The 20037-nt window shown below is 61.0% G+C and carries 18 protein-coding genes; all 18 read right to left on the reverse strand.

Going from position 1 to position 20037, the window contains the following annotated elements:
- Nucleotide 1: 1 nt before the first annotated feature.
- Nucleotides 2-3388, reverse strand: coding sequence for an Hpt domain-containing protein (locus ACWHTU_RS11025; protein ID WP_447859408.1), 3387 nt, complete (start codon nt 3386-3388; stop codon nt 2-4).
- A gap of 50 nt (nt 3389-3438) precedes the next feature.
- Nucleotides 3439-5325, reverse strand: coding sequence for a methyl-accepting chemotaxis protein (locus ACWHTU_RS11030; protein ID WP_447859409.1), 1887 nt, complete (start codon nt 5323-5325; stop codon nt 3439-3441).
- An 89-nt stretch (nt 5326-5414) separates the two neighbouring features.
- Entirely contained in the window at nt 5415-5915 is a 501-nt protein-coding gene (locus tag ACWHTU_RS11035) for a chemotaxis protein CheW (RefSeq protein ID WP_447859410.1), read from the reverse strand.
- A gap of 35 nt (nt 5916-5950) precedes the next feature.
- The gene (locus ACWHTU_RS11040; RefSeq protein ID WP_447859411.1) at nt 5951-6313 is read right to left on the reverse strand and encodes a response regulator transcription factor; all 363 of its coding nucleotides are present in this window, start codon (nt 6311-6313) and stop codon (nt 5951-5953) included.
- 89 nt (nt 6314-6402) lie between these two features.
- Nucleotides 6403-7131, reverse strand: a complete 729-nt coding sequence (locus ACWHTU_RS11045; protein ID WP_447859412.1) for a Tll0287-like domain-containing protein — start codon at nt 7129-7131, stop codon at nt 6403-6405.
- A 476-nt stretch (nt 7132-7607) separates the two neighbouring features.
- A complete protein-coding gene (locus tag ACWHTU_RS11050; protein ID WP_447859413.1) occupies nt 7608-9107 on the reverse strand; it encodes a cobyric acid synthase in 1500 nt (499 codons plus the stop codon).
- Between the two features lies 1 nt (nt 9108).
- Nucleotides 9109-9846, reverse strand: a complete 738-nt coding sequence (locus ACWHTU_RS11055; RefSeq protein WP_447859414.1) for an adenosylcobinamide amidohydrolase — start codon at nt 9844-9846, stop codon at nt 9109-9111.
- A 4-nt stretch (nt 9847-9850) separates the two neighbouring features.
- Nucleotides 9851-10909 carry a threonine-phosphate decarboxylase CobD gene (cobD, locus tag ACWHTU_RS11060; RefSeq protein WP_447859415.1) on the reverse strand — a complete coding sequence of 353 codons (1059 nt, stop codon included), beginning with the start codon at nt 10907-10909 and terminating at the stop codon, nt 9851-9853.
- Between the two features lie 26 nt (nt 10910-10935).
- Nucleotides 10936-11889 carry an adenosylcobinamide-phosphate synthase CbiB gene (gene cbiB / locus ACWHTU_RS11065; protein ID WP_447859416.1) on the reverse strand — a complete coding sequence of 318 codons (954 nt, stop codon included), beginning with the start codon at nt 11887-11889 and terminating at the stop codon, nt 10936-10938.
- Nucleotides 11886-12641: an adenosylcobinamide-GDP ribazoletransferase gene (locus tag ACWHTU_RS11070; protein ID WP_447859417.1), complete on the reverse strand. Its 756-nt coding sequence runs from the start codon at nt 12639-12641 to the stop codon at nt 11886-11888. The genes cbiB and ACWHTU_RS11070 overlap by 4 nt, the downstream gene beginning before the upstream one ends.
- 88 nt (nt 12642-12729) lie before the next feature.
- Nucleotides 12730-13788, reverse strand: coding sequence for a nicotinate-nucleotide--dimethylbenzimidazole phosphoribosyltransferase (gene cobT / locus ACWHTU_RS11075; RefSeq protein WP_447859418.1), 1059 nt, complete (start codon nt 13786-13788; stop codon nt 12730-12732).
- Between the two features lie 24 nt (nt 13789-13812).
- A complete protein-coding gene (gene cobU, locus ACWHTU_RS11080) occupies nt 13813-14382 on the reverse strand; it encodes a bifunctional adenosylcobinamide kinase/adenosylcobinamide-phosphate guanylyltransferase (protein WP_447859419.1) in 570 nt (189 codons plus the stop codon).
- A 44-nt stretch (nt 14383-14426) separates the two neighbouring features.
- Nucleotides 14427-15044, reverse strand: a complete 618-nt coding sequence (locus ACWHTU_RS11085) for a cob(I)yrinic acid a,c-diamide adenosyltransferase (protein WP_447859420.1) — start codon at nt 15042-15044, stop codon at nt 14427-14429.
- A gap of 33 nt (nt 15045-15077) precedes the next feature.
- The gene (bluB, locus tag ACWHTU_RS11090) at nt 15078-15785 is read right to left on the reverse strand and encodes a 5,6-dimethylbenzimidazole synthase (RefSeq protein WP_447859421.1); all 708 of its coding nucleotides are present in this window, start codon (nt 15783-15785) and stop codon (nt 15078-15080) included.
- A 7-nt stretch (nt 15786-15792) separates the two neighbouring features.
- Complete coding sequence (locus tag ACWHTU_RS11095) at nt 15793-16017, reverse strand: cysteine-rich CWC family protein (protein ID WP_447859422.1); 225 nt, start codon at nt 16015-16017, stop codon at nt 15793-15795.
- Nucleotides 16014-16616 (reverse strand): cob(I)yrinic acid a,c-diamide adenosyltransferase, encoded by a 603-nt coding sequence (gene cobO / locus ACWHTU_RS11100; protein ID WP_447859423.1) that lies wholly within the window; start codon nt 16614-16616, stop codon nt 16014-16016. Before cobO ends, ACWHTU_RS11095 begins: the two co-directional genes overlap by 4 nt.
- A gap of 17 nt (nt 16617-16633) precedes the next feature.
- A complete protein-coding gene (locus ACWHTU_RS11105; RefSeq protein ID WP_447859424.1) occupies nt 16634-18034 on the reverse strand; it encodes a cobyrinate a,c-diamide synthase in 1401 nt (466 codons plus the stop codon).
- Nucleotides 18035-18043: 9 nt separating this feature from the next.
- Nucleotides 18044-20035: a TonB-dependent receptor plug domain-containing protein gene (locus tag ACWHTU_RS11110; RefSeq protein WP_447859425.1), complete on the reverse strand. Its 1992-nt coding sequence runs from the start codon at nt 20033-20035 to the stop codon at nt 18044-18046.
- Nucleotides 20036-20037 lie beyond the last annotated feature (2 nt).

Genomic DNA, 20037 nt, shown 5'->3' on the forward strand with positions numbered 1-20037 from the left:
CTTAAACTTTTGCAGCCGCTTCTTGCCCGATCCACCGTCCTATCTCGCGGACTAGGGCTCGCTCCTCGACCGGCTTGGCGATATACGAGGTCGCGCCGATGCTGATAGCCATTTGTCGATGTTTTTCGCCCGCGCGAGTCGTCATAACGAGGATGGGCGTAGCTTGAGTCTGCGGTCGGCTCCTCAACGCTTGGATGACTTCATAGCCGTTGAGTTTGGGCATCTCCAAGTCCGTGATGATCAGGCGATACGCCTGAGTTGAGGCCTTCCGCAATCCGTCTTCGCCGTCGACCGCCGTGTCCACGCGATAGCCAGCGGATTCGAGCATCCGCCCCACAAATTTTCGAATGCTGAGCGAATCATCGATAAGGAGAATCGGCAAGTCCGAAGGGACTGCCTCGGGTATTCCGCTTGGATTTCTCTGTGCTTCGCCCGACTCGAGCTGCGGAACGGCCTGTTCCGACCACGCAATCGGCTCATGGCCTGGCCCGGCGACGAGCCTGGCGACGTCCAGCACCAAAATCACACGGCCCTCCGGATCGATCGTAGCGCCACTGAAGCAGGAACGCTGAAGCGGTTTCAGCGTGCCCAACGTCTTGATCACGATCTCCTGACGGCCCAGCAATTCGTCGACCGTGAGACCAAATGGACCGGACGCGGTGCGAACGATCACAATGGGCGTGAGCCCCTCTGACGATTCCGTCGTCATCTGCAGCAGCCGCTGAAGGGGCTGCACTTCGATCGCTTCGTCGCCAATACGCAGGATTGTGCGATCCGCCACCCGCTGGATCGATCCCGGAAACGGCATCGTAACCTCTCTCACACTGGGCAACGGAATCGCATAGCGTTCGGGCCCTACACGCACTATCAATGCAGTGGCAATGAGCAGGGTCAGTGGAAGCTGCAGCGTAAACTTGGTTCCGACACCTCGAACCGATTCGACGTCGAGGTGTCCGTTCATCGTTTCGATCACCCGCTTGACCACATCCAGCCCGACTCCGCGTCCGGCCTGATCGCCGACCTGTTCCGCCGTCGAAAACCCCGGCAAAAAAATGAACTTACTCACTTCCGATTCCGGCAGAGACTGCGCGACCTCCGGTCTGACGAGGCCCAACGCGACCGCTTTCGCCCTGATTCTGTCGATATCGAGACCGGCTCCGTCATCCTCCACCTCAATGATCACCGAATTGCCACGATGCGCCGCGTGCAAATAGACGGTGCCCTGGGCCGGTTTCCCCTGAGCGACTCGGACCGCGGTCGGCTCGATCCCGTGATAGACGGCATTGCGGACTAGGTGAATGAGCGGATCCACCAACCGCTCGACGACGCCCGTGTCCACCTCCGTGTGCTCACCCGAGGTCACCAAAATGACCTCTTTGCCCGTCGCGCGAGCCATCTCTCTTGTCGCCCGGCTGAACCGGGTGAAGGGCGAACCGATCGGAACCATACGAGCTCGGGCGATTTCATCCCGCATACTGAGCGTCAACTGTTGAAGCTGGCTCATATCCTCTCGAGCGCGCCGGATCGACCCGCTGAGCTGAGCCATCGACTCGCTGATGTCGGCCGTGATCTCGCTGATGCGTCGAGCGAGAATGTTGAAGTCGTCGTACTTATCGAATTCCAAGGTTCCGAAATCGCTGAGCCCCTGAAACACTGGCGAGGTGGATTCGACAGACGCCGATGTAATGGTGGGCAGGGTGTAGGAAAACGCATGCTTGTCCTCGAACGTTCGCACGGAATCCAGCAGCCGGTTTTTACACGCTAACACTTGGTGCGACAACTGCTCGAGGACGAGCAGGCGTTGCTCAAGACGGCCGCGACCGATCACCAACTCACCGACAAGGTTCAGCAGGCGTTCCAACCGATCGCGACTGACCCGAATCACTTCCCGCCCGTCCTGTCCTTTAGGCTCATGACCCTTCTGCTGATGGGCCTCGTGGCCCATTTGTTGATCGTTCGTTTGTGCCGGACGGGTCGGTTCGACTAGCTGCTGATTCTCCGAAGGACTCTGGACCGCTTGAAGCTGGTCCAACCTCTTCAAATCCCGCATCACCGCCGCAAAACGTTCTCGGGTTTGTCGAATCGCGCTGAGATCACGCCGCATCAAGACCCGAACCACATCGACGGCACGGAGAATGATATCGGTGTGGCCAGACATAACCTGGACTCGCCCGTCCCGCACCGCTCCCATGAAGTCTTCGACGTGATGTGTGAGATCGCCGATCGCTTGGAAGCCGACCGTATAAGCGGATCCCTTCAGGGTGTGGGCGGTTCTGAAGAGCTGGTGGATGGTATCCCGGCCTTGCGGCTCTTTCTCCAGTCGAAGAACCAGCGCTTCGATGGTTTCGATGTACTCTTGCGCTTCAGGAGCGAAGTACGACAGCACTTCGGGGTCAAGATTTGGAGCAAGATAGGTGTCGGGCCATTCTTTTTCCTCGGCAACGACTTCTTGCCGGATGGACGGAAGAGTCGGTGTTTCGTGAACCTGCACAGCCCGATGCGGCAGGTCCTCCGGAAAGACCTGGCCGCCCTCAACTCGTCCACCGTCTCCAGCTTGACGCAGCGCTTTTGTGATCGTCAGCACATCCTGTCGGAGCCGCTCCAGATTGCTGGGATCCCGGCGCATCAAAGCCCGGATCACATCGACCGCCTTTAATATCAGATCAATGAGCCCGGAAGACATCCGAAGCCGGCCCTCGCGGACGGCTCCTAGGCAATCTTCGACTGGATGCGCGACATCGCCGATTGCCTGGAAACCGACTGTGTGGGCGGATCCTTTCAGCGTATGCGCCGTGCGAAACAAATGCTGGATGCTCTCCGCATCCTCGGGACTCTTTTCCAACCGAAGCAGGAGCCCTTCCATGACCTCGAGGTATTCTTGCGCCTCAGGCGCAAAATAAGAAAGCGCTTCAGCATCGAGCTTCGGTACCAGATAATCGGCAGACAACAGCAATTCACCTTCGGCCCCGGCATCGCTTGGTGCGTGGGCGCAGGACGAAGGCGCTAACTCAACCCAATGCTGCATCCATTTTTCAATCAGGCCGGCATCCTCCTGTCCACCGCGCCCGATCACCTCAAGCTGCGAACGAAAGAGCTTGACGAGTTCTCGCAAGGCCGAGACGAGTCGAGGCCAGTCCGATTGCGCGACCGCGGACGCCCGTTCGAGAACAGTTTCCAGCGTTTCTCCCAGCTTGGCGAGACCGGAATAGCCATAGATCAGCGCGGCTCCCTTCAGCTTGTGGCCGATCACGTGATATTCCTGCAGCGCTTCCTTTGTCGGGAGCGCCTGTTCAGCGGGATGCAGGGCGGTCCACAGGGTCGTCACACCGTCCGTAGCTTCGGCCACAAAAATGCTAATCAAGGACTCCCGATCGAAGTCGCCGCTCATTCCCGCTTCCTCCTCCGCTCGGGTGGAAGAACGTCCTCGCCGTTGGTTCGCTAGGCCAGCTTGAACTGTGCGACGGAGGCCGCCAGACTTTCGGCCAGCTTGGCCATGTCTTCGATCGTGTGTCGCGTGGCATCTGTGGCTCTCTGCGTCGCCACTGCGCCTCCGGTAAAGTCTTTGATCGATCGGCCTACCTTGTCTGTGGACGCGGTTTGCTCGGCGGCCGCGTTCGCGATGCTTTGGGCCAACTCCGCCGATCGCTGGGCAATCGCCGAAATCTCCTTGAACACATCGCCCGTCCGAAGCGCCGAAGCCGAGCCGGCCTCCACCGCCTGGGTCTCGTGCTCCATCGCCACGACGGCGTCTTGCGTTTCCGTTTGGATCACTTTCACCAGATCCGCGATTTCGCGGGTGGCTTGGGTCGAGCTCTCGGCCAGCTTTCTCACCTGATCCGCGACCACGGCGAACCGGGCTCCGGCTTCGCCCGCACCGGCCGCCTCGATGGCGGCGTTCAAAGCCAGCAGGTTAGTCTGCGAAGCGATGTCGCGAATCGTCGAAACGATTTGAGAAATTTCCAACGAGCGATCGCCCAGCGCTTTGACCTGCTTGGACATCCGCTGCACCGCCGCCCGGATGCTTTGCATGTCCTGCACGGTTTCCTGCACCGCGATGCGCCCGCGCTCGGTCGCCTGCAGCACTTGTTTGGCGCTCTCGGAAGACGCCCCGGCCGTCTCGGCCACTTGCCGCATGGACAGAGCAAGCTGTTCGACGGCGGCCAAGGTTTTCACGGATTCGTCGGCCTGATGTTTGGCCGTGCCGGCCATCTGCCCCGCCGTCTCCCGCAATGCGCTCGCCGACTTGTTCACACGTTCCGCCGCTTCCCGGACCTGCTTCATCAACTGAGTGAACCGTCCCAACATCAGGTTGAAGCCGTCCGCCAAATTCCCGAACATGTCAGCCGTGACCTCGCCGCGTTTCGTCAGGTCTCCCTTGCCGACTTCCGAGACCAGCACCAGAAACTGCATCAGGCGCTTCTGCATAGCGTCCCGTTCTTCCTCGGTCTGGACAAGCGCAGTGATTCGGTCAAGCATGGCGTTGAACGCCTTGGCCATCTGCCCCAATTCGTCCGTACTATCTACCTTGGCTCGGGCTTGCAGATTGCCGGCCGCAGCCTGTTCGGCCACTTGCGCGATGTGAATGACGCCCCGCGAGAAAAACCGCGCCAAGAGATATCCGATCGTACCGCCGATGATGATCGCGAGCAGTGCGCCGGCGAGCACGATTCGGGTTCGATATGTCGCTTCCGCTTGTCCCTGATCGTTCAGATCCTTGGCGATCTCTCGAATGGTCGTGAGGAGCTCTCGCACCTGGACCGTGGCGGCGTTGTACTTATTGGCGACTTCTACCGAAAGAGCCAGTCCTCCAAGATCCCGCATCGCCTGGCGTTGGTCTTCGTTCAACGTCGGAGAAAAGCTGTCGCCGAACGCGCTCATGGCGCCTTCGGCGGAAGAAAAGTATTCGGCCAGGGCTTTCCGGAGAAGCTCCAAGTCCTTGGCTTCGCTCCGCCCGCTGGAAGACTCTCGCAACTGCGTTTGCGCATAGGCTTCAAGGGGCTCCAGGGTTTTGCGCTTCAGATCCGCCAGGGGCTGCACCGCGTCCTCGAAATCGGATTTCCTGGTCACCCGGCCGGCATTCAGAATCGCGTCGTGATACAACCCCAGGTTGCTGCTGCTGGCTCCGAGATTGACCAAGGCCTGCGTCGATCCTTCGTATACGATTCTCAACCGCTCCCGCAGTTGCTGGAGGCCAACCAGACCGATGACGCCGACCGTGATCATCACCACGCCTACGCTGGAGAACCCGAGAGCCAGCTTGGGCAGGGTTTTCAGATTCTTAAACCACGTCTGTATCGCCCATTGTGTCGCACTCTGCCGCGCCATGGCGCCCTCCTTCTCGCTCCACTTCCTCAGCAACAACGCAAGTCATTGGAAGATGTCTTACCCAACGCTTCCAGCATCTTTGCCGCCGTTCAATGGCCTTCGCCTGCCTCCACGCAAGCCAATAAGGTCCGAATCTCGATGAACCCGCTCATTCGCTCGTCGACTTTGACAATGGTCGAAACGAACGGCCTGACGCCCTTGGTCCCGCGTGTGGAAGCTTCCAGCATTTCGCCGGCGCGGATCGTGCGAATCTCAGGAACCTGATCGACCAAGACGGCCACCTGCTGCGCGTCGTATTGAACAACGACGGCGTACTTGGGTCGCGGACCGGATGCGGGCAAACCCAGTACAGGACGGAGATCAGCCAGCGGCATGACGGTGCCTCTGAGATTCGCGACGCCGGTGAGGGTCGAGGGCATACCCGGAACCGGTGTGACAGATTCCACCTCGAAGACCTCGCGCACGTGCCTGAGGTCGACGGCGAACAGTTCCCCTCCGAGCGTGATGAGACAGATCCGGTGTGGCGTGTCTCCCGCCGACGGTTCCACAGCGGGGCCAAGCTGGGATGGGGCGGTTTCTGCGAGTTCCATCCTCGTCAACGATGCCGGCCACGGGGGGCGGGCGCTCAATTGAGCGCCCGCTTCACGGCCGCCAGCAAGTCCTCGGCTTTAAACGGCTTCACAACATACCCGTTGGCGCCTTGCTGCTGTCCCCAAAACTTGTCGCTTTCTTGCCCTTTCGAGGTGCACAGCACAACCGGGATGTTCTTGAAGCGGTCATCATTTTTCAGATCACGGCAGGCCTGAAACCCGTTGCGGCCAGGCATCACCACGTCAAGGATAATAAGGTCAGGCTTCTCGGTCGCCAGTTTTTCTTCCAACTTGTCGGCGTTCGGGTAGGACACCACCGTGTGGTTGGCCGACTTCAAATACCCTTCGATCATTTGCAGTTCCGCATAGGAATCATCCACAACGACGATCTTGCTCATGGTTCGCTTTTCCTCCTTCTTGAACGCCCGGTCATCCTCGGGCCCTCTTCAATTCAACTGTCGCCCGAAACCGAAGAGTCACGGCACCACTATTTCAGCGGCATCGTCAAACTGATCGCTCCGGCCAAGTCCCCCTCTTTCCATCCTTCTTTTTTCATCCCTGTGATATCGCGCTCCCCTTTCGGAGTGCCATGACAGGTCAAGCACGTCGGCGTCACATATTCGGGATCCATGACCCGCAGCACCGGTTTGCCGCCGACCATTGTCGCTTTGCTGTAAGGCTGCCCTTTGGGATGGCGGGGATCGGCGAACATGCGCAAGACTTCGGCTTCGAATTCATCGGGCTTGTTGCCCGGATACCGGTATTCCGTCCCGGTCAGCTTCAGCCGGATCCCGGTCTTTCGATAGAACTTTTCTCCTGCCTTGCGAGCGAACACCGCCGGAAGAAATCCTTTGAATCCCACGCCCTGTTTGTTGATGACCGGCTGGGCTTCATCGACCACTTCTTTCTCCGCTTCGAGCAGACTTAGCAGGATCGACGCGCTGGGAACGCCGTTGGGTCTGCTCAGATCGATCTTCGTTTGTTGCCTGAACCGTTCGATCACTTGGCTGGCCAGGAAATCCTGGGTGAATCCTTTGTTGCCCTTGGACGCATCGTTGATCAGTGGTTGATGCTCAGAGACCACTTTGCGCCCGACCTTCAACAACTTGATCAAGAGGTCCGCCGTTTCAGCCTCGTCCGCGGCTGGCGCACCCGCAGCCAGAAGCGTCAGGCTCGCGGACAACCCGAGAATCAGCGCAGTGACTCGCACGCTCATGACATCCTCCTTGGATGGGATCTCTTGACGTCTTGAGTCTGAGTTATAGCTGCCGGACAAGCGCGAACCGAAAAACGGAACGCGGAGACTGCGGTGTGAGTCGGCGTGGATCCCATACCGGTTGATAGATAAGAAGAAGGGGCAATGCCCGGAACGAAGTCTTCAGCAACTTCTATGCCGACATAAGTTCAGCCCCAGCCATCGTTTTCTCATAGATCACTCAACGCCTGAAAATATTGTCGAAGTCGCACGGACTCAGAAGCATCGAAGGTGCTTCGCCGGAAGAGGGAAAAACTGTCCGCTCTCGTCTGTTTCCGTCCATTCGTTGTCCATCTCGTGACGATTTTTGGAACTCAATAATTGGAAGAAATGCGTGATTACCCGAGAACAGGGCATCTCGCCTGCAGCCAAGCGCAGGGAATGGATATCGGGAGGATCACGCAACGGTCGAGACAGTGATCCGGGCAAGGCCGCAGTCAAACAGGCTGGCTGATAAGGGCTTCGATGCGTGGCACATCGAGGTGCCGAGCGACAAAATCGGCCCACTGATCGAGGCCGTCATCAAAGGAAGGTCCGGTGGTCGGCTCGAGCGGCGGCAGTCCGCGCCTTTCTCTGATGGAATTGAGGAAGCATCGGCGAAACACCGGAGCATCGAACAGCCCATGGACATAGGTTCCCAGGATCCGCCCGTCCGGCGATCTCGCGCCGTCCGGACGGTAGGACAACTCGTGGGGCTGGCGCACGTCAAGAAACGGCGCCGTCCCGTCTCTGAGAACAGTTCGTCCCATATGGACTTCATAGCCGTGGACAGGAGCTCCAAAGCCCCGATGCACGCCGACGACCGGGACCGTGATCTTGTGGCTCGAAAACGTCGTGTCGGCGCTCAGCAGGTGCAAACCTTCCAATTCTCGGTCAGACGATTCCACGCCGTCTGGGTCCAAGATCCGACGGCCCAGGATCTGATATCCTCCGCAAATCCCCAGCACGGTTCCCCCCGCAGCCAAGACTCGCCGAGCTAACCGATCCAGGCCGCGTTCTCTGACGAACCGGAGAGCCTGCGGCGTGTTCTTGGTGCCTGGAAAGATCAACACGTCCGGCACCCCGGCGTCTGAGCCAGTGATTCGTCGCAGATACACGTCCGGCTCGAGCGCTAACGACTCGAAATCGGTAAAGTTGGAGAGAAAGGGCACATCGACCACGCCGATTATCACGATGTCTCCGCGCGTCGGAACGCGAGACAACATCGCCCATTCCAGCGCATCTTCTTGCGGCAGAACGATTGTCTGGCAATACGGAAGTACCCCCAAGCAAGGTCGTTGAATGGCATCTTCGACCGTTTGAATCCCAGGAAGCAATAGTTTAAGATCGCCTCGAAACTTATTGATTACAAAGCCTTTAACGTGTCGCCGTTCGTCGCCATTTAAGAGCGCCATGGTTCCGACCAGCGCCGCCAGCACCCCGCCCCGATCAATGTCGCCGACCAAGATCACTGGCGCATTGGCCAGGCGTGCCATCCACATGTTGACGAGATCATGCTCGCGCAGATTGACCTCAGCTGGGCTTCCAGCCCCTTCGAGAATGACCAGGTCGAATTCCGCTGCCAGACGGAGAAAAGCTGCTCGGACCGCCGGCTCAAACTCTCGACGGATCCGTCCGAAATCCGAGGCCTCTAAAGAGCCGGCGACCGCGCCGTCCACCACCAGTTGAGCCTGTTGTTCTCCGGCCGGCTTAATCAAGATCGGATTGAAATCGGTCCTCGGCGCGAGCCGGCAAGCAGCGGCTTGTACCGCTTGGGCCCGAGCGATCTCCTTTCCATCCGGTGTCACAAACGAGTTATTCGACATGTTTTGGGCCTTGAACGGCGCGACACGGAGCCCTTTTCGAACGAAAAGCCGACACAGTGCCGCCACCAAGACAGACTTGCCGACATGGGAGCCAGTGCCTTGAATCATCAAGCTTCGGGCCGTGGCGACCATTCTACCCCCTCGTTCCTGAGCGATAGCCGTTCGACCGCCGGTCCGTTCGATCCAATCCCAACTGCACACCTTGCCGCACCACACGGCCGATCATGGCGCCGATTTCCGTATGGGTCCCGCTGTATCGAAGCACTGGCCCCTCTCCCCGCAGACCGCAGGCAACCGCCACAGCATCCGTGCCCGTGCCGGTCGCAAGTTCCCCGCTGACCGAACTGCGGACCACCCGCTCAAGCAACACCGCCGCCTTGCTTTCGGTCGCCACCTGCACGGCTCCGACCATGGCCGAGGCGACCAGGCGCGCATTGGTCACCAGAATGATGTTGATGGTGCCGAGCGGGCGGCGGAACTGGGGCTCCACCGGTGGTTCACCCGCCTTCACCGCGTTGGTCACACCAACAGTACAGAAGCACTCCACCCACAGACCGCAGCGTTTGTCCTCTTCGCGCAGCATCACCAATCGAGTCATCGGCACGGCCGTCATGAATCCGACACAGCGGTGGTGGATCCCAAGCGAAGCGGCCACCCGGGTCAGATATCGTCCAGGATCGCACCAGTTCTTCGACTGGCTCCCCTCAGGCAGCAGCTCGACCTGATGATTGAGGATATACCGGATCCGAACGAATCCTCCGCGGTGCGGGGCGGAGGATAAAACCGGTCTGGCATGACCGAGATCGATGACCAACGTCGTCCCGATCACCCGATAATACGATCCCAACCAGTTCGAACTATGCCGCTCCATGGACTCATCCTTTCAGCAGCGATGAAAGAAACGAAGCCAAGCGAGCGTTGTCCTCAGCAATCCGCACCGCAATCCGGACCGTCCGTTCAGTCAGACCAGGGACGGTCGAACAGTCACGGATCAGCAGCCCGTCCTTCCGGAGCGCAGCGACAATCGCCGAGGCTCGCCGCTCCGGCGGCAATTCGACCAACAGAAAATTGGCGGCCGAAGGATACACTGTGATGCCAGGGATGGAGCCTAAGCGCGCGATAAACCGTGCGCGCTCCCGATCCATGAACGTCGAGCTTTGTCGTTCGTGCCGGCGATCGGCCAAGCTGGCTACGGCCGCGTGTTGGGCCAGCGTATTCACCGTCCATGGCGGCAGATGGCGGCGGATCGTTTCAATCACCAACTTCGAGCCCACTGCATATCCCACTCGAAGTCCGGGAAGCGCGTAAAACTTGGTGAAACTCCGAAGCACCACAACCCGAGGATGACCCGGGACATAGCGCAGAAGCGATCGATCAGGACAATACTCAACAAACGCTTCGTCCACGATCACCCATACCGATCGTTTTTCGGCCGCGCGCACCAGACGGAGCACCTCGGTCACTGGACATGCCTGTCCAGTCGGACTGTTGGGATGGCCGAACACGATTGCATCGATCCGCGTGTCCTTTGCACAAATCCGGCGAAGCGCCTCGTCGAGGGGAGGCCTGTAGCCATCCGAGTGTCTGGCCATCACCATTTCGACCGCGCCTCCTGCCAGTTTGACTGCCCGCGCATATTCGGAGAAGGTGGGGCCCAGCACAAGCACATGCCGGAACTTCAGCGCGCGAGGAAGCACGTGAATCAACTCCACTGAACCGTTGCCGATTACGAACCGATCAGGAGACAGTTCCCATCGTTCAGCCAGAGCGGATCGCAGAGCCTGGCAATCTGGGTCCGGGTAATGCTGAAGCGACGCGAGCCCATCCTTGATCGCCCGCAGCGCCAGCGGCGAAGGTCCCAGCGGATTGATGCTGGCACTGAAATCCACCATCCGCGCGATGGAAATTCCCAGCTCGCGGGACGCCGCGTACACATTTCCACCGTGGCCGCCGTCGCTCTTCATCGGAGGAGAACAAGGAGGGCGAGCAGCACGCCCAGGACCGCGGTCATGATCGTGATGTGCAAGGCCCGCCGGATATCCTGGACCGCTAAGGCCCGTCGCGGATCGCCGAGCCGAGGGCGCTCGGACGGTCGTCCATCATAATAATTCACCCCGCCGAGCTGGACCCCCAACACGCCCGCCATGGCGGCTTCGGGCCTCCCGCTGTTCGGACTGGGATGGCGGTGTCCGTCTCGCCGAAGGATCCGCCAGCTTGCATTTACGACGTCGAGACGCTGCGTGAGAAGTCCGGCAGCTGCGACGATCAAACAGGCGGTCAAGCGCGCAGGCAGCCAATTAGCCAGATCGTCCAGTCGCGCCGACGCCCAGCCGAAGTGCTCGTATCGCGCATCGCGATGACCGATCATGGAATCCAGCGTGTTCACCGCTTTATAGGCCAGCGCCAAGGGCGCGCCGCCGAGCGTCAAGTAAAACAGCGGGGCGATGATCCCGTCCGACGCATTTTCGGCGATGGTCTCGACGGTCGCGCGGATGATTTCCACTTCATCCAGCGTCCGGGTATCGCGCCCAACGATCAGCGAAACCGCCTCTCTGGCCCTCAACAGATTACCGGATACGAGCGCCCGCTCGACGGCCCTGACATGGTCAATCAAATCCCTTGCCGCAAGCGTCGTGTAGGCGAGGACCACGGCCACGCCTTTCCCGACCCAATCTCCGAACGCGGCGCCGATTTCGATGGCCAGCCAACCGGCAGCATAGGAGAAACAGGGCAGCCCGGCGGCAAGCACGAGTCCGGCACCGCGCAGGCTGGCCGGGTTACGGCACCATAAGCGAACACGGCCGTCCAACCAGGCAATTCCACAGCCCATGAGGCGGACCGGGTGCGGGACCCAGCGCGGATCTCCGCACACCGCATCCAGCGCGCAAGCCAGCATCAACTCGACGGCTGTCATCGGAGCCCCAGGAGCGCCGGCCCGGCCAACAGGAACGAGGTCTCCACCACTTCGTTCGTCGCGCCGAGTGTATCGCCGGTCACGCCTCCGAGGCACCTCCTGCAGAGCGCAGTGCAGGCGCGAGCGAGCACCACGCCGCCCACCAAGCCGGTCACCGCACCGCCGAGTCCGAACAGCGTCGACAACAGGGCCCCGATGACCAGGGAGGCCGCAACGACGTGGCGAGGCGCAAGATGATCGAGAAACGGCGCGGCCAAGCCGCCTTCGGCTCGGGCGTAGGGAACCGCCCAGGCAGCGACCACCATGGCCCATCGGCCGAATGCCGGCATACACAGCAGCACTGGAAAGCGGACCTGAGACGGCAACGCCAACAGTCCCGCGTAGCGCAAAGCCAGCGCGAAAAACAGACCGGTCGCGCCGATCGCGCCGATCCGCCCGTCCCGCATGATGGCCAGTCGTTCCGCCGGAGTCTGACCTCCGGCGAGTCCATCCAACGTATCCGCCAATCCGTCCTGATGCAGACCGCGGGTGACGGAGACCAGCGCCAGCAGTAAGAGTAAATTGGCGACCTCCGGGGTGAACAGCCTGTCCATCAGAAGATCAGTTACGGCTATCAGCCCTCCCAGAATCAGGCCGACCATCGGGTACCATCCCATCGAGGCGGCCAGCTCATGGGGGGCAGGCGCGTAGTGCCGTCGGGTAAGCGGAACGGCGGTCAGAAAATGCCACGCGATCAGGAAGTGACGTGTCATAGCGATAGCTCATCGCGAGCAGCGAACAGCGACCTGCAAAGAACGTGGGTCCGATCCGATGGTTGTGAGCAGTGCGCTTCGTGATTGGTTATTCGCTCTTTTCCGAAACGCCGGCCTCCTCGAAGGTGGCCATCTCCGTGAGCACCCTCAATGAGGCGAACAAGAGTGCGATGCCGAGGCAGGCACCGGTTCCCTCTCCCAACCGGAGATCGAGGTCTAGCAGTGGGGTAAGCTTCAGATGATCGAGGACCGCCCGATGCCCAGGTTCGGCCGACCGATGCGAGGCGATCAGATAGTCTCGGCAGCGCGGCTGTAACCCAACGGCGATCAAGGCGGCGGCCCCGGCAATGAATCCGTCCAGTACAACCGGCATCCGCACCGCCGCGGCACCGAGGATCAAGCCGGCCAGACCGCCGATTTCCAGACCACCGACCTTCGCCAAGACCTCGATCGGATCGGCTGGATCGGGACGGTGTCGTTCCAGGGCCTGCTGGATCACGGACACCTTGCGTGCATGCGTCGCGGCATCGATGCCGGTTCCCCGCCCCGTTACCTCAGCGACTGGCTTCCCGGTAACTATGGCGGTAATGGCCGAACTCGCCGTCGTATTGCCGATCCCCATGTCCCCGGTGCCAAGCACGCCGATCCCCTCCGCCGCCGCCTGGCCGGCCAGTTCAATCCCCACCAGTAACGACCGCTCAGCGGTCTTGCGGCTCATCGCCGGTTCATGCATGAAATTGCCTGTTCCCTTCATCAATTTCCGATCGATGAGCCCAGCGATCCGCCCGAAGTCATGCGCCACGCCGATATCGACGACGCGGACCTCGAGGCCGACGTGACGGGCTAAGACATTCACCCCGGCGCCGCCGCGCAAAAAATTGAGGACCATTTGGGCCGTGACGGCCTGCGGATAGGCGCTGACGCCGGCGGCGGCCACGCCGTGGTCGGCCGCGAATGTGAACACCGCTCCTCGCGGGAGTTTGGGATGGATCTCGCCGGTGATGGCCGCGTACCGCACCGCCAGTTCTTCCAGACGTCCCAGGCTTCCCTGCGGCTTCGTCAGCCGGTCCAGGCGGGCTTGCGCTCGTTTTTCACAGTCCTGATCGAGTGGCTGGATTTTCTGTATGACATCCTGAAGGGTTGCCATGCAGTTCGTCCTCCGGTGGCTCATTTATTTGATCCGCAGCCGCTGGCCGCTCACGACAAAGTACACTTCATCGGCTTCGTTGGCGAATTGCTGGTTAGTCCGACCGGCGAGATCCCGAAAGGCCCGGACCGACGCGCTGACCGGAACAAGGCCCAGTCCAAGCTCGTTGGTCACCACGATGACGCGAGCCTTTGTCGCCCGGATGGCCCGGAGCAGTTCTTCCACTTTTGCAAAGGCTCGCGGTCCTGTCGCGCGAGCGCTCCGCATGTTGCTCAACCAGAGGGTCAGGCAGTCCAGCACAATGGCGCGATACCGGCTTCCGTATGCCCGGAACCATTCAGCCACGTCGAGCGGCACCTCCGCTGTCACCCAGTCGGTTGAGCGGGCGGCCCGATGACGGCGGATGCGCTCGGCCATTTCCCGATCCAAAGCCTGCCCCGTCGCCACAAACGCTCGCGGCCTTGCGCTTCCCGCCAGTTCCAACGCCGCCCGGCTCTTGCCAGAAGCCGCGCCGCCGATCACCAGGATCAGCTGCCCCTTCAATCCCTCACGAGCGGCGCGGCGCCTGGCGTGCGCGGGTGTGCCCCACCTCATCGCGATCCTTGCACAACGATAAACATTAACACCCTCCTCCGCTCCTACTCGTCTTGCTCCTCTCGCCGTTCCCGCCCGTCGCGCCCGCTTCGCTGCCAGAGAAACTCGGCTTCGCCCTGCATCTTAGCCGTCCAGCGCGCCAGCACGAACAGGGCGTCGCCGAGGCGGTTGAGAAACTTGATGATCGTCGGCTCGACCACTTCTTCACGAGACAGACGCACACATACCCGCTCCGCGCGGCGGCAGATCGTGCGAGCCTGATGCAGGAACCCAGAGACGACTCCACCACCCGGCAGGATGAACTCTTTCAATGGGGTCAAATCCTTCTGGCAGGTATCGATGAGCGTTTCCAATTGCTTCACGTCCTGTTCGGTGACCTCCGGCATATGCCTGAAACGTTGGCCGGGAGCGGTTGCTAAGATCCCGCCGGCATCGAACAGCTTGTTCTGGATCCACCGAAGGTTCTCCTCCAGTCGCGTCACCCAAGGCTGAGCACCGGCCTGCTGCGCGTTGAACACCCGAGCCACGCCGACCGCGGCGTTCAGCTCATCGACCGTACCGTAGGCCTCAACCCGCAAGCTGTCTTTCCAGACTTGTTGCCCTCCGGCGAGCCGTGTTTTACCGGCATCTCCAGTCCTGGTATAGACCTTGGTGATGCGCATGATCCCTCCTGAAATGTCAGGTTGAGGATCGGGTTAAGGTTGAGGGTCCATTGCCGGCCTCAAAACCTGAACCTCAGCCTGTCTCCTGTTTCCCCATCGTTCGTAATGAATGAGTTGCGCGACCGGAATCCGCGTTCGCCATCCTGCCGCTTCCAGATCCGGCTGCGCCGCAAAGTCGGAAACGTAGCCGAGACAGAGATACGCCACGACGGTCACGGGCTTGGGGATCCCAAGCACCCGCTTCAACGCTTCATGATCCAGGATGCTCACCCATCCGACCCCGACGCCCTCGGCCCGCGCGGCCAGCCACAGATTTTGGATGGCGCAGCACGTGCTATAGAGATCCGTGTCGCGCACCGTGGACCGTCCCAGCACATGCGGTCCTCCGCGCCGGCGGCTGCATGTCACGCAAAGATTGACGGGCGCTTCTTCGATGCCCTCGAGCTTAAGAGTCCGATACAAGGCCGCGCGGGCACCGCGGTAGCGCCGGGCAGCTGCAGCGTTGGCGTCGCGGAACAACGCCTTCACCGCGCGCTTGGTGACGGCCTCCCGGATGATCACAAAATCCCACGGCTGCATGAACCCCACGGACCCTGCCTGGTGTGCCGCGGTCAACAGCCGGGCCAGCACGTCATCCGGGATCGGCACCGCCAAGAAGTTCCGCCGGACATCCCGCCGCTCGAAGATTGCCCGGTACACGGCCTTACGCTCAGGGTCGGAGAACGTTCCGTTGCTCGACATGAACTCGTCAGGATGCTGCCTCCGGTGCGTTGACCGAGGTGATGGAAGAGGACCCCAGCTCACCCGCAGCAACCTTCCTCAAGCAATCCGGACAGAGGCAATCGTGAAAGCGAGTTGAGATCCAGTCCATGTGCCGCTCGGTAATGCCGACGTTCCCGCACCAACACTGGTAGCCACCACACTCGAAGGCGCGTCCGCAGTGCTCGCACGTCTTGGTGACGGGCCCCTTCAAAACTCAACCCCCGCTTGAGCTTTAATGCCCTTTCGAAACGGATGCTTGATCGGCTTCATCTCCGTGACGAGATCAGCGTGGTCCACCAGTTGCGCTGGCGCGCCCCGCCCCGTGATCACGACGTGCTGCCTCGGCGGGCGGTCCTGCAGTGCCGCGAGCACGTCGTCCAGCGGCACGTACTCATGGTGCAGCGCGATGTTCAGCTCGTCGAGAATGACCATCCCGCAGGACGGGTCGCGGAGGAAATCGCAGGCAGTCGCCCATGCTTGCCGGGCGACCTGGGTGTCCCGTTCCCGATCTTGGGTTTCCCAGGTATAGCCTTCGCCCATCCGAAGGAAGACCACGCGATCGCCGAATGATTTCAGTGTTCGCTCCTCCGCAGTCGCGATGGCGCCCTTGATGAACTGGACGATCGCCACCTTCATGCCGTGACCGATGCAGCGCAACGCCATCCCCAAGGCCGCTGTCGTTTTGCCCTTGCCGGCGCCGGTATGAACGATCACCAGCCCCTTCTCCTGTTGCGCGGCCTGAATGCGTCGATCCACGGACGCCTTGAGCCGCTGCATCCTCGCCCGATGTTCCGCAGGATCGACCGCCATGACCATCCTTCCTTTCTTCAAGGCGCATGCAGCGCAGCCTTCGCGTGCGCCCATGCGACCAAGGCGCGCGGAAGTTCCGGCTGACTGGCGAAATGGAGATGGGTCGAGAGGGCGACGACGTGCCCGGTGATCAGCCCGTCCGGACGGTGTTCGCACCCGCGCGCGTCGGTCACGGTGCAGGCGTACTCGAGCGGACCGGTCGGATCCAAACAGAAGTGATGAAACTCATGTCCTCTGATCGTCAGCCCGGGTTCGCCGAGGATACAATGACGAGCGACCGTACACCGACGATATCCAATGGTCTGCTCCTCCCGCCGCATGACAGCCCGAGCGGGAAAGAGGCCGACCATCTCGTGCGCACGACCGTCGAAGTCTCTGATCGCTTCCGTCAGATACATGAGGCCTCCGCACTCGGCATAGATCGCCCCGCCTTGTTCCGCGTACTCCCGAATCGCCTGCCGCATCGCCCTATTGGCCGCCAGGGTGTCCGCGTGCAGTTCCGGATAGCCGCCGCCCAGGTACAACAGATCCGCTTCAGGCAAGGCCTCATCATGGACCGGCGAGAACCGCACCAGCTCGGCCCCGTGAGCTTCCAGCAGCTCGAGGTTCTCCGGATAGTAGAAGCAGAAGGCCGGATCATGGGCCACACCGACCCGAACCCTCACCCCATCCCTCCCTCGAACGTGGGAGAGAGCAAGGGAAGAGGAACCGCTAGACGACGGGAATTCCCCGGCCGACTTCGCTAATTCCTCGATAAGATCGAGATCCACGGTCTCGGCCAACGCCCGCCCCAGCCGCTCATAGTGCTCCTGTGAGACGCCTTCGATGGCGGTCGTCAACCCAAGGTGACGCTCAGGAATCGTCAACCCGGCATCCGGTCGCAGATAGCCCACGACCCTGACCCTGATGGTCGCCTCCACCGCTTCCTTCAGGAGACGATAGTGGCCTTCGCCCCTCACGCGGTTGAATAGGACCCCTGCAAGGCCAAGGTTCGGATCGAATTGCGCATAGCCCTGGACCATCGCCGCCGCCGACCGGGCCATCGCGCTCCCATCGAGCACCAGCAAGACCGGCGCCGCCAATTGTTTGGCCAGTTCGGCGGTGCTGCCGAACTCGCTCGTCGCCGACGCGCCATCGAACAGCCCCATGACTCCCTCGATGATCGCCAGGTCCGCATCGGCCACGGCACGGGCGAAGATCTCCCGGTTAAGCGCCTCGCCGAGCAGCCAACCGTCCAGATTACGCGAAGGCCGTCCGGCCGCGGCTGTATGATGACCAGGGTCAATGAAATCCGGCCCGGCCTTGAACGGCTGAACCCGGCGGCCCCGTGCGCGCAGAGCCGCCAAGATCGCCAGGGTGACCGTCGTTTTGCCGACCCCGCTGTGGGTGCCGGCGATGACAAGCCGCGCTCTAGACACAACGGCCCCTCACTTGACGTCGTAGCTGACTCTTATGCCGGCGAACACCGACCGTACGGGTGTTCCGGCGTTGAGAATTTCTTCGTATTTTTCATTGAAAAGATTCTCGACACGGCTAAAGATTTGAACGCGCTTGCTGAGGTCGTAGGTGGCGATCAACGTCCACACGTCAAACGCCTTCATGCCTTGCCTGTCGCCAGTGGTGTTGAAACGCGAGCCGACATAGCGCCCGTTCAGCGTGACCCGAAGCGGCGCGACCGGAACGTACCCGACCATCACGCTCCACTGATCCACCGGCCACCGGGGAAGCCGCCGGTTCGTGTCCAGATCTCGCGTCAGCGTATTGGTATATTGGCCCTGCAGATCCAGTCCCTTCAGAAACAAACGGTCGCTCTCGTACACATAGACGAATCCGGCTTCCCATCCCTTGGTGGAGGCGTCCCCTATGTTGATGGGACAAAATCCGAACGTGCTGAAGGGCGCACACACGACCGGATCGAACGTCGTGACGATCAGATCCCGGTAGCGGTTCCAGAAGAAGCCGCCGCTCAGGCGAAGCCGCTTGCCCAGGAGATCTTGATCCACTCCGACATCCATGCTCTGACTTTTCTCCGGCCCTAAATTTGGATTCCCGAAATTGGGAAAGAAGAGCTGATTCAACGTCGGCGTGCGGAACCCGGTCGCGTAGCTGCCGCGGACTTTCGTCCGGGTCTCTCTCAGCAGATACCCGCCGGTCACCCGATACGTCGTCGCGTCGCCGAACACGTTGTAGCTGTCGTGCCGCACGCCGGCCGTGGTGAACACCCGTTCCCACAGCTCGAGCTGCACCTGCGCGAATCCGGCATGGGAAGCAATGATTTTGTTCGCCAGACCAGTATCGTTTTCGCCTTGTTGATCCCGCAGTTGATAGCCGGCCGTGAGCAGCAGCGGCTCTCCGATCTTAAAATTTTCCTGGACTTCGATCCGGTTGGACAGGACGCGCGTTTCGTTGGGAGTACCGAACGGCACGCTAAGCGCGCCGGTGACGACATTCCGCTGAAGCGTGCCGGGCAAAAACAGCGACGCGTCCTGCGCCCGGGCCAACGTGATTTTCTGCGACCACCACGCGGTCAGAGGTTGGTCATAGCTGCCGCTGAAGATGAATTCATGACTGCGCATCCGAGACCCGAAGACATCGCTGGGCGTCGAGATGTTGTCGAGATGAATGTCGCCGTTCATCCAGCGAAAGGTCAGATCTACCCGGCCGTCCGTCGGCAGGTCGATCCCGACGCGGGAGGAGACCTGCCAATTGCGATACGCGTCCCGTTCGGCCGCCCCCCGCCGGTAGTTCACCGCTGAGAAGCCGGTAAAATCCCACCGGGACAGCGTCATGCTGAAATCAACCGGCCCTTTTTTCCCGCTCACCTGGCCGCCCTCGCGAATCGACCCGAACGACCCGTACTCGAAGAACCCGCCGACCGCCGGCGTCCCGGATCCTTTCTTGGTGATGATGTTGATGACGCCGCCCATGGCATCGGACCCCCATAGCATGCTCTGGGCGCCGCGAAGAATCTCGATCCGTTCAATATTGTCGACGGTCAGGTTGGCCAGGTTATATCCACCCAGGGTCGGACTATTGACGATTGCGCCGTCGATGAGCACCAGCGTCTGAGCCGAGCTTCCGCCGCGTATCCGCGCCGTGGCGTTCGTTCCCGGCCCCCCGCTGGAAAACACCGCGAGTCCCTGTGCCAACCGCAAGGCATCCACCACAGTCCTCAATTTCTGCTTCTGCAGATCCTCTTCCGTGATGACCTCGACCGCACTCGTCACATGGCTGACCGGCACCGGCGTCTTCGTGGCGCTAATCACGACGGGTTCGGTCTTCACCGTCGGCTCCGCCTCCGCTTGCGCAAGCTCCATATGATCCTGCGCCGCGTCAGCGGGTGCCCCTTCCGACAACAGGGCCAAAGCGAGCAGAACACCTGCGACCAGAACACGTTTCCATACACATAAAAAAGACATGA

The sequence above is a fragment of the Nitrospira calida genome (assembly GCF_976986435.1).

Coding starts and splice junctions, on each gene's coding strand:
- ACWHTU_RS11025 (WP_447859408.1), bottom strand. CDS start 3,388: ATGAGCGGCGACTTCGATCGGGAGTCCTTGATTAGCATTTTTGTGGCC.
- bluB (WP_447859421.1), bottom strand. CDS start 15,785: ATGTCGAGCAACGGAACGTTCTCCGACCCTGAGCGTAAGGCCGTGTAC.
- cbiB (WP_447859416.1), bottom strand. CDS start 11,889: ATGACAGCCGTCGAGTTGATGCTGGCTTGCGCGCTGGATGCGGTGTGC.
- ACWHTU_RS11040 (WP_447859411.1), bottom strand. CDS start 6,313: ATGAGCAAGATCGTCGTTGTGGATGATTCCTATGCGGAACTGCAAATG.
- cobT (WP_447859418.1), bottom strand. CDS start 13,788: ATGGCAACCCTTCAGGATGTCATACAGAAAATCCAGCCACTCGATCAG.
- ACWHTU_RS11050 (WP_447859413.1), bottom strand. CDS start 9,107: ATGGTCGCCACGGCCCGAAGCTTGATGATTCAAGGCACTGGCTCCCAT.
- ACWHTU_RS11045 (WP_447859412.1), bottom strand. CDS start 7,131: ATGAGCGTGCGAGTCACTGCGCTGATTCTCGGGTTGTCCGCGAGCCTG.
- cobO (WP_447859423.1), bottom strand. CDS start 16,616: ATGGCGGTCGATCCTGCGGAACATCGGGCGAGGATGCAGCGGCTCAAG.
- cobU (WP_447859419.1), bottom strand. CDS start 14,382: ATGAGGTGGGGCACACCCGCGCACGCCAGGCGCCGCGCCGCTCGTGAG.
- ACWHTU_RS11055 (WP_447859414.1), bottom strand. CDS start 9,846: ATGGAGCGGCATAGTTCGAACTGGTTGGGATCGTATTATCGGGTGATC.
- ACWHTU_RS11085 (WP_447859420.1), bottom strand. CDS start 15,044: ATGCGCATCACCAAGGTCTATACCAGGACTGGAGATGCCGGTAAAACA.
- ACWHTU_RS11110 (WP_447859425.1), bottom strand. CDS start 20,035: ATGTCTTTTTTATGTGTATGGAAACGTGTTCTGGTCGCAGGTGTTCTG.
- ACWHTU_RS11030 (WP_447859409.1), bottom strand. CDS start 5,325: ATGGCGCGGCAGAGTGCGACACAATGGGCGATACAGACGTGGTTTAAG.
- ACWHTU_RS11035 (WP_447859410.1), bottom strand. CDS start 5,915: ATGGAACTCGCAGAAACCGCCCCATCCCAGCTTGGCCCCGCTGTGGAA.
- ACWHTU_RS11070 (WP_447859417.1), bottom strand. CDS start 12,641: ATGACACGTCACTTCCTGATCGCGTGGCATTTTCTGACCGCCGTTCCG.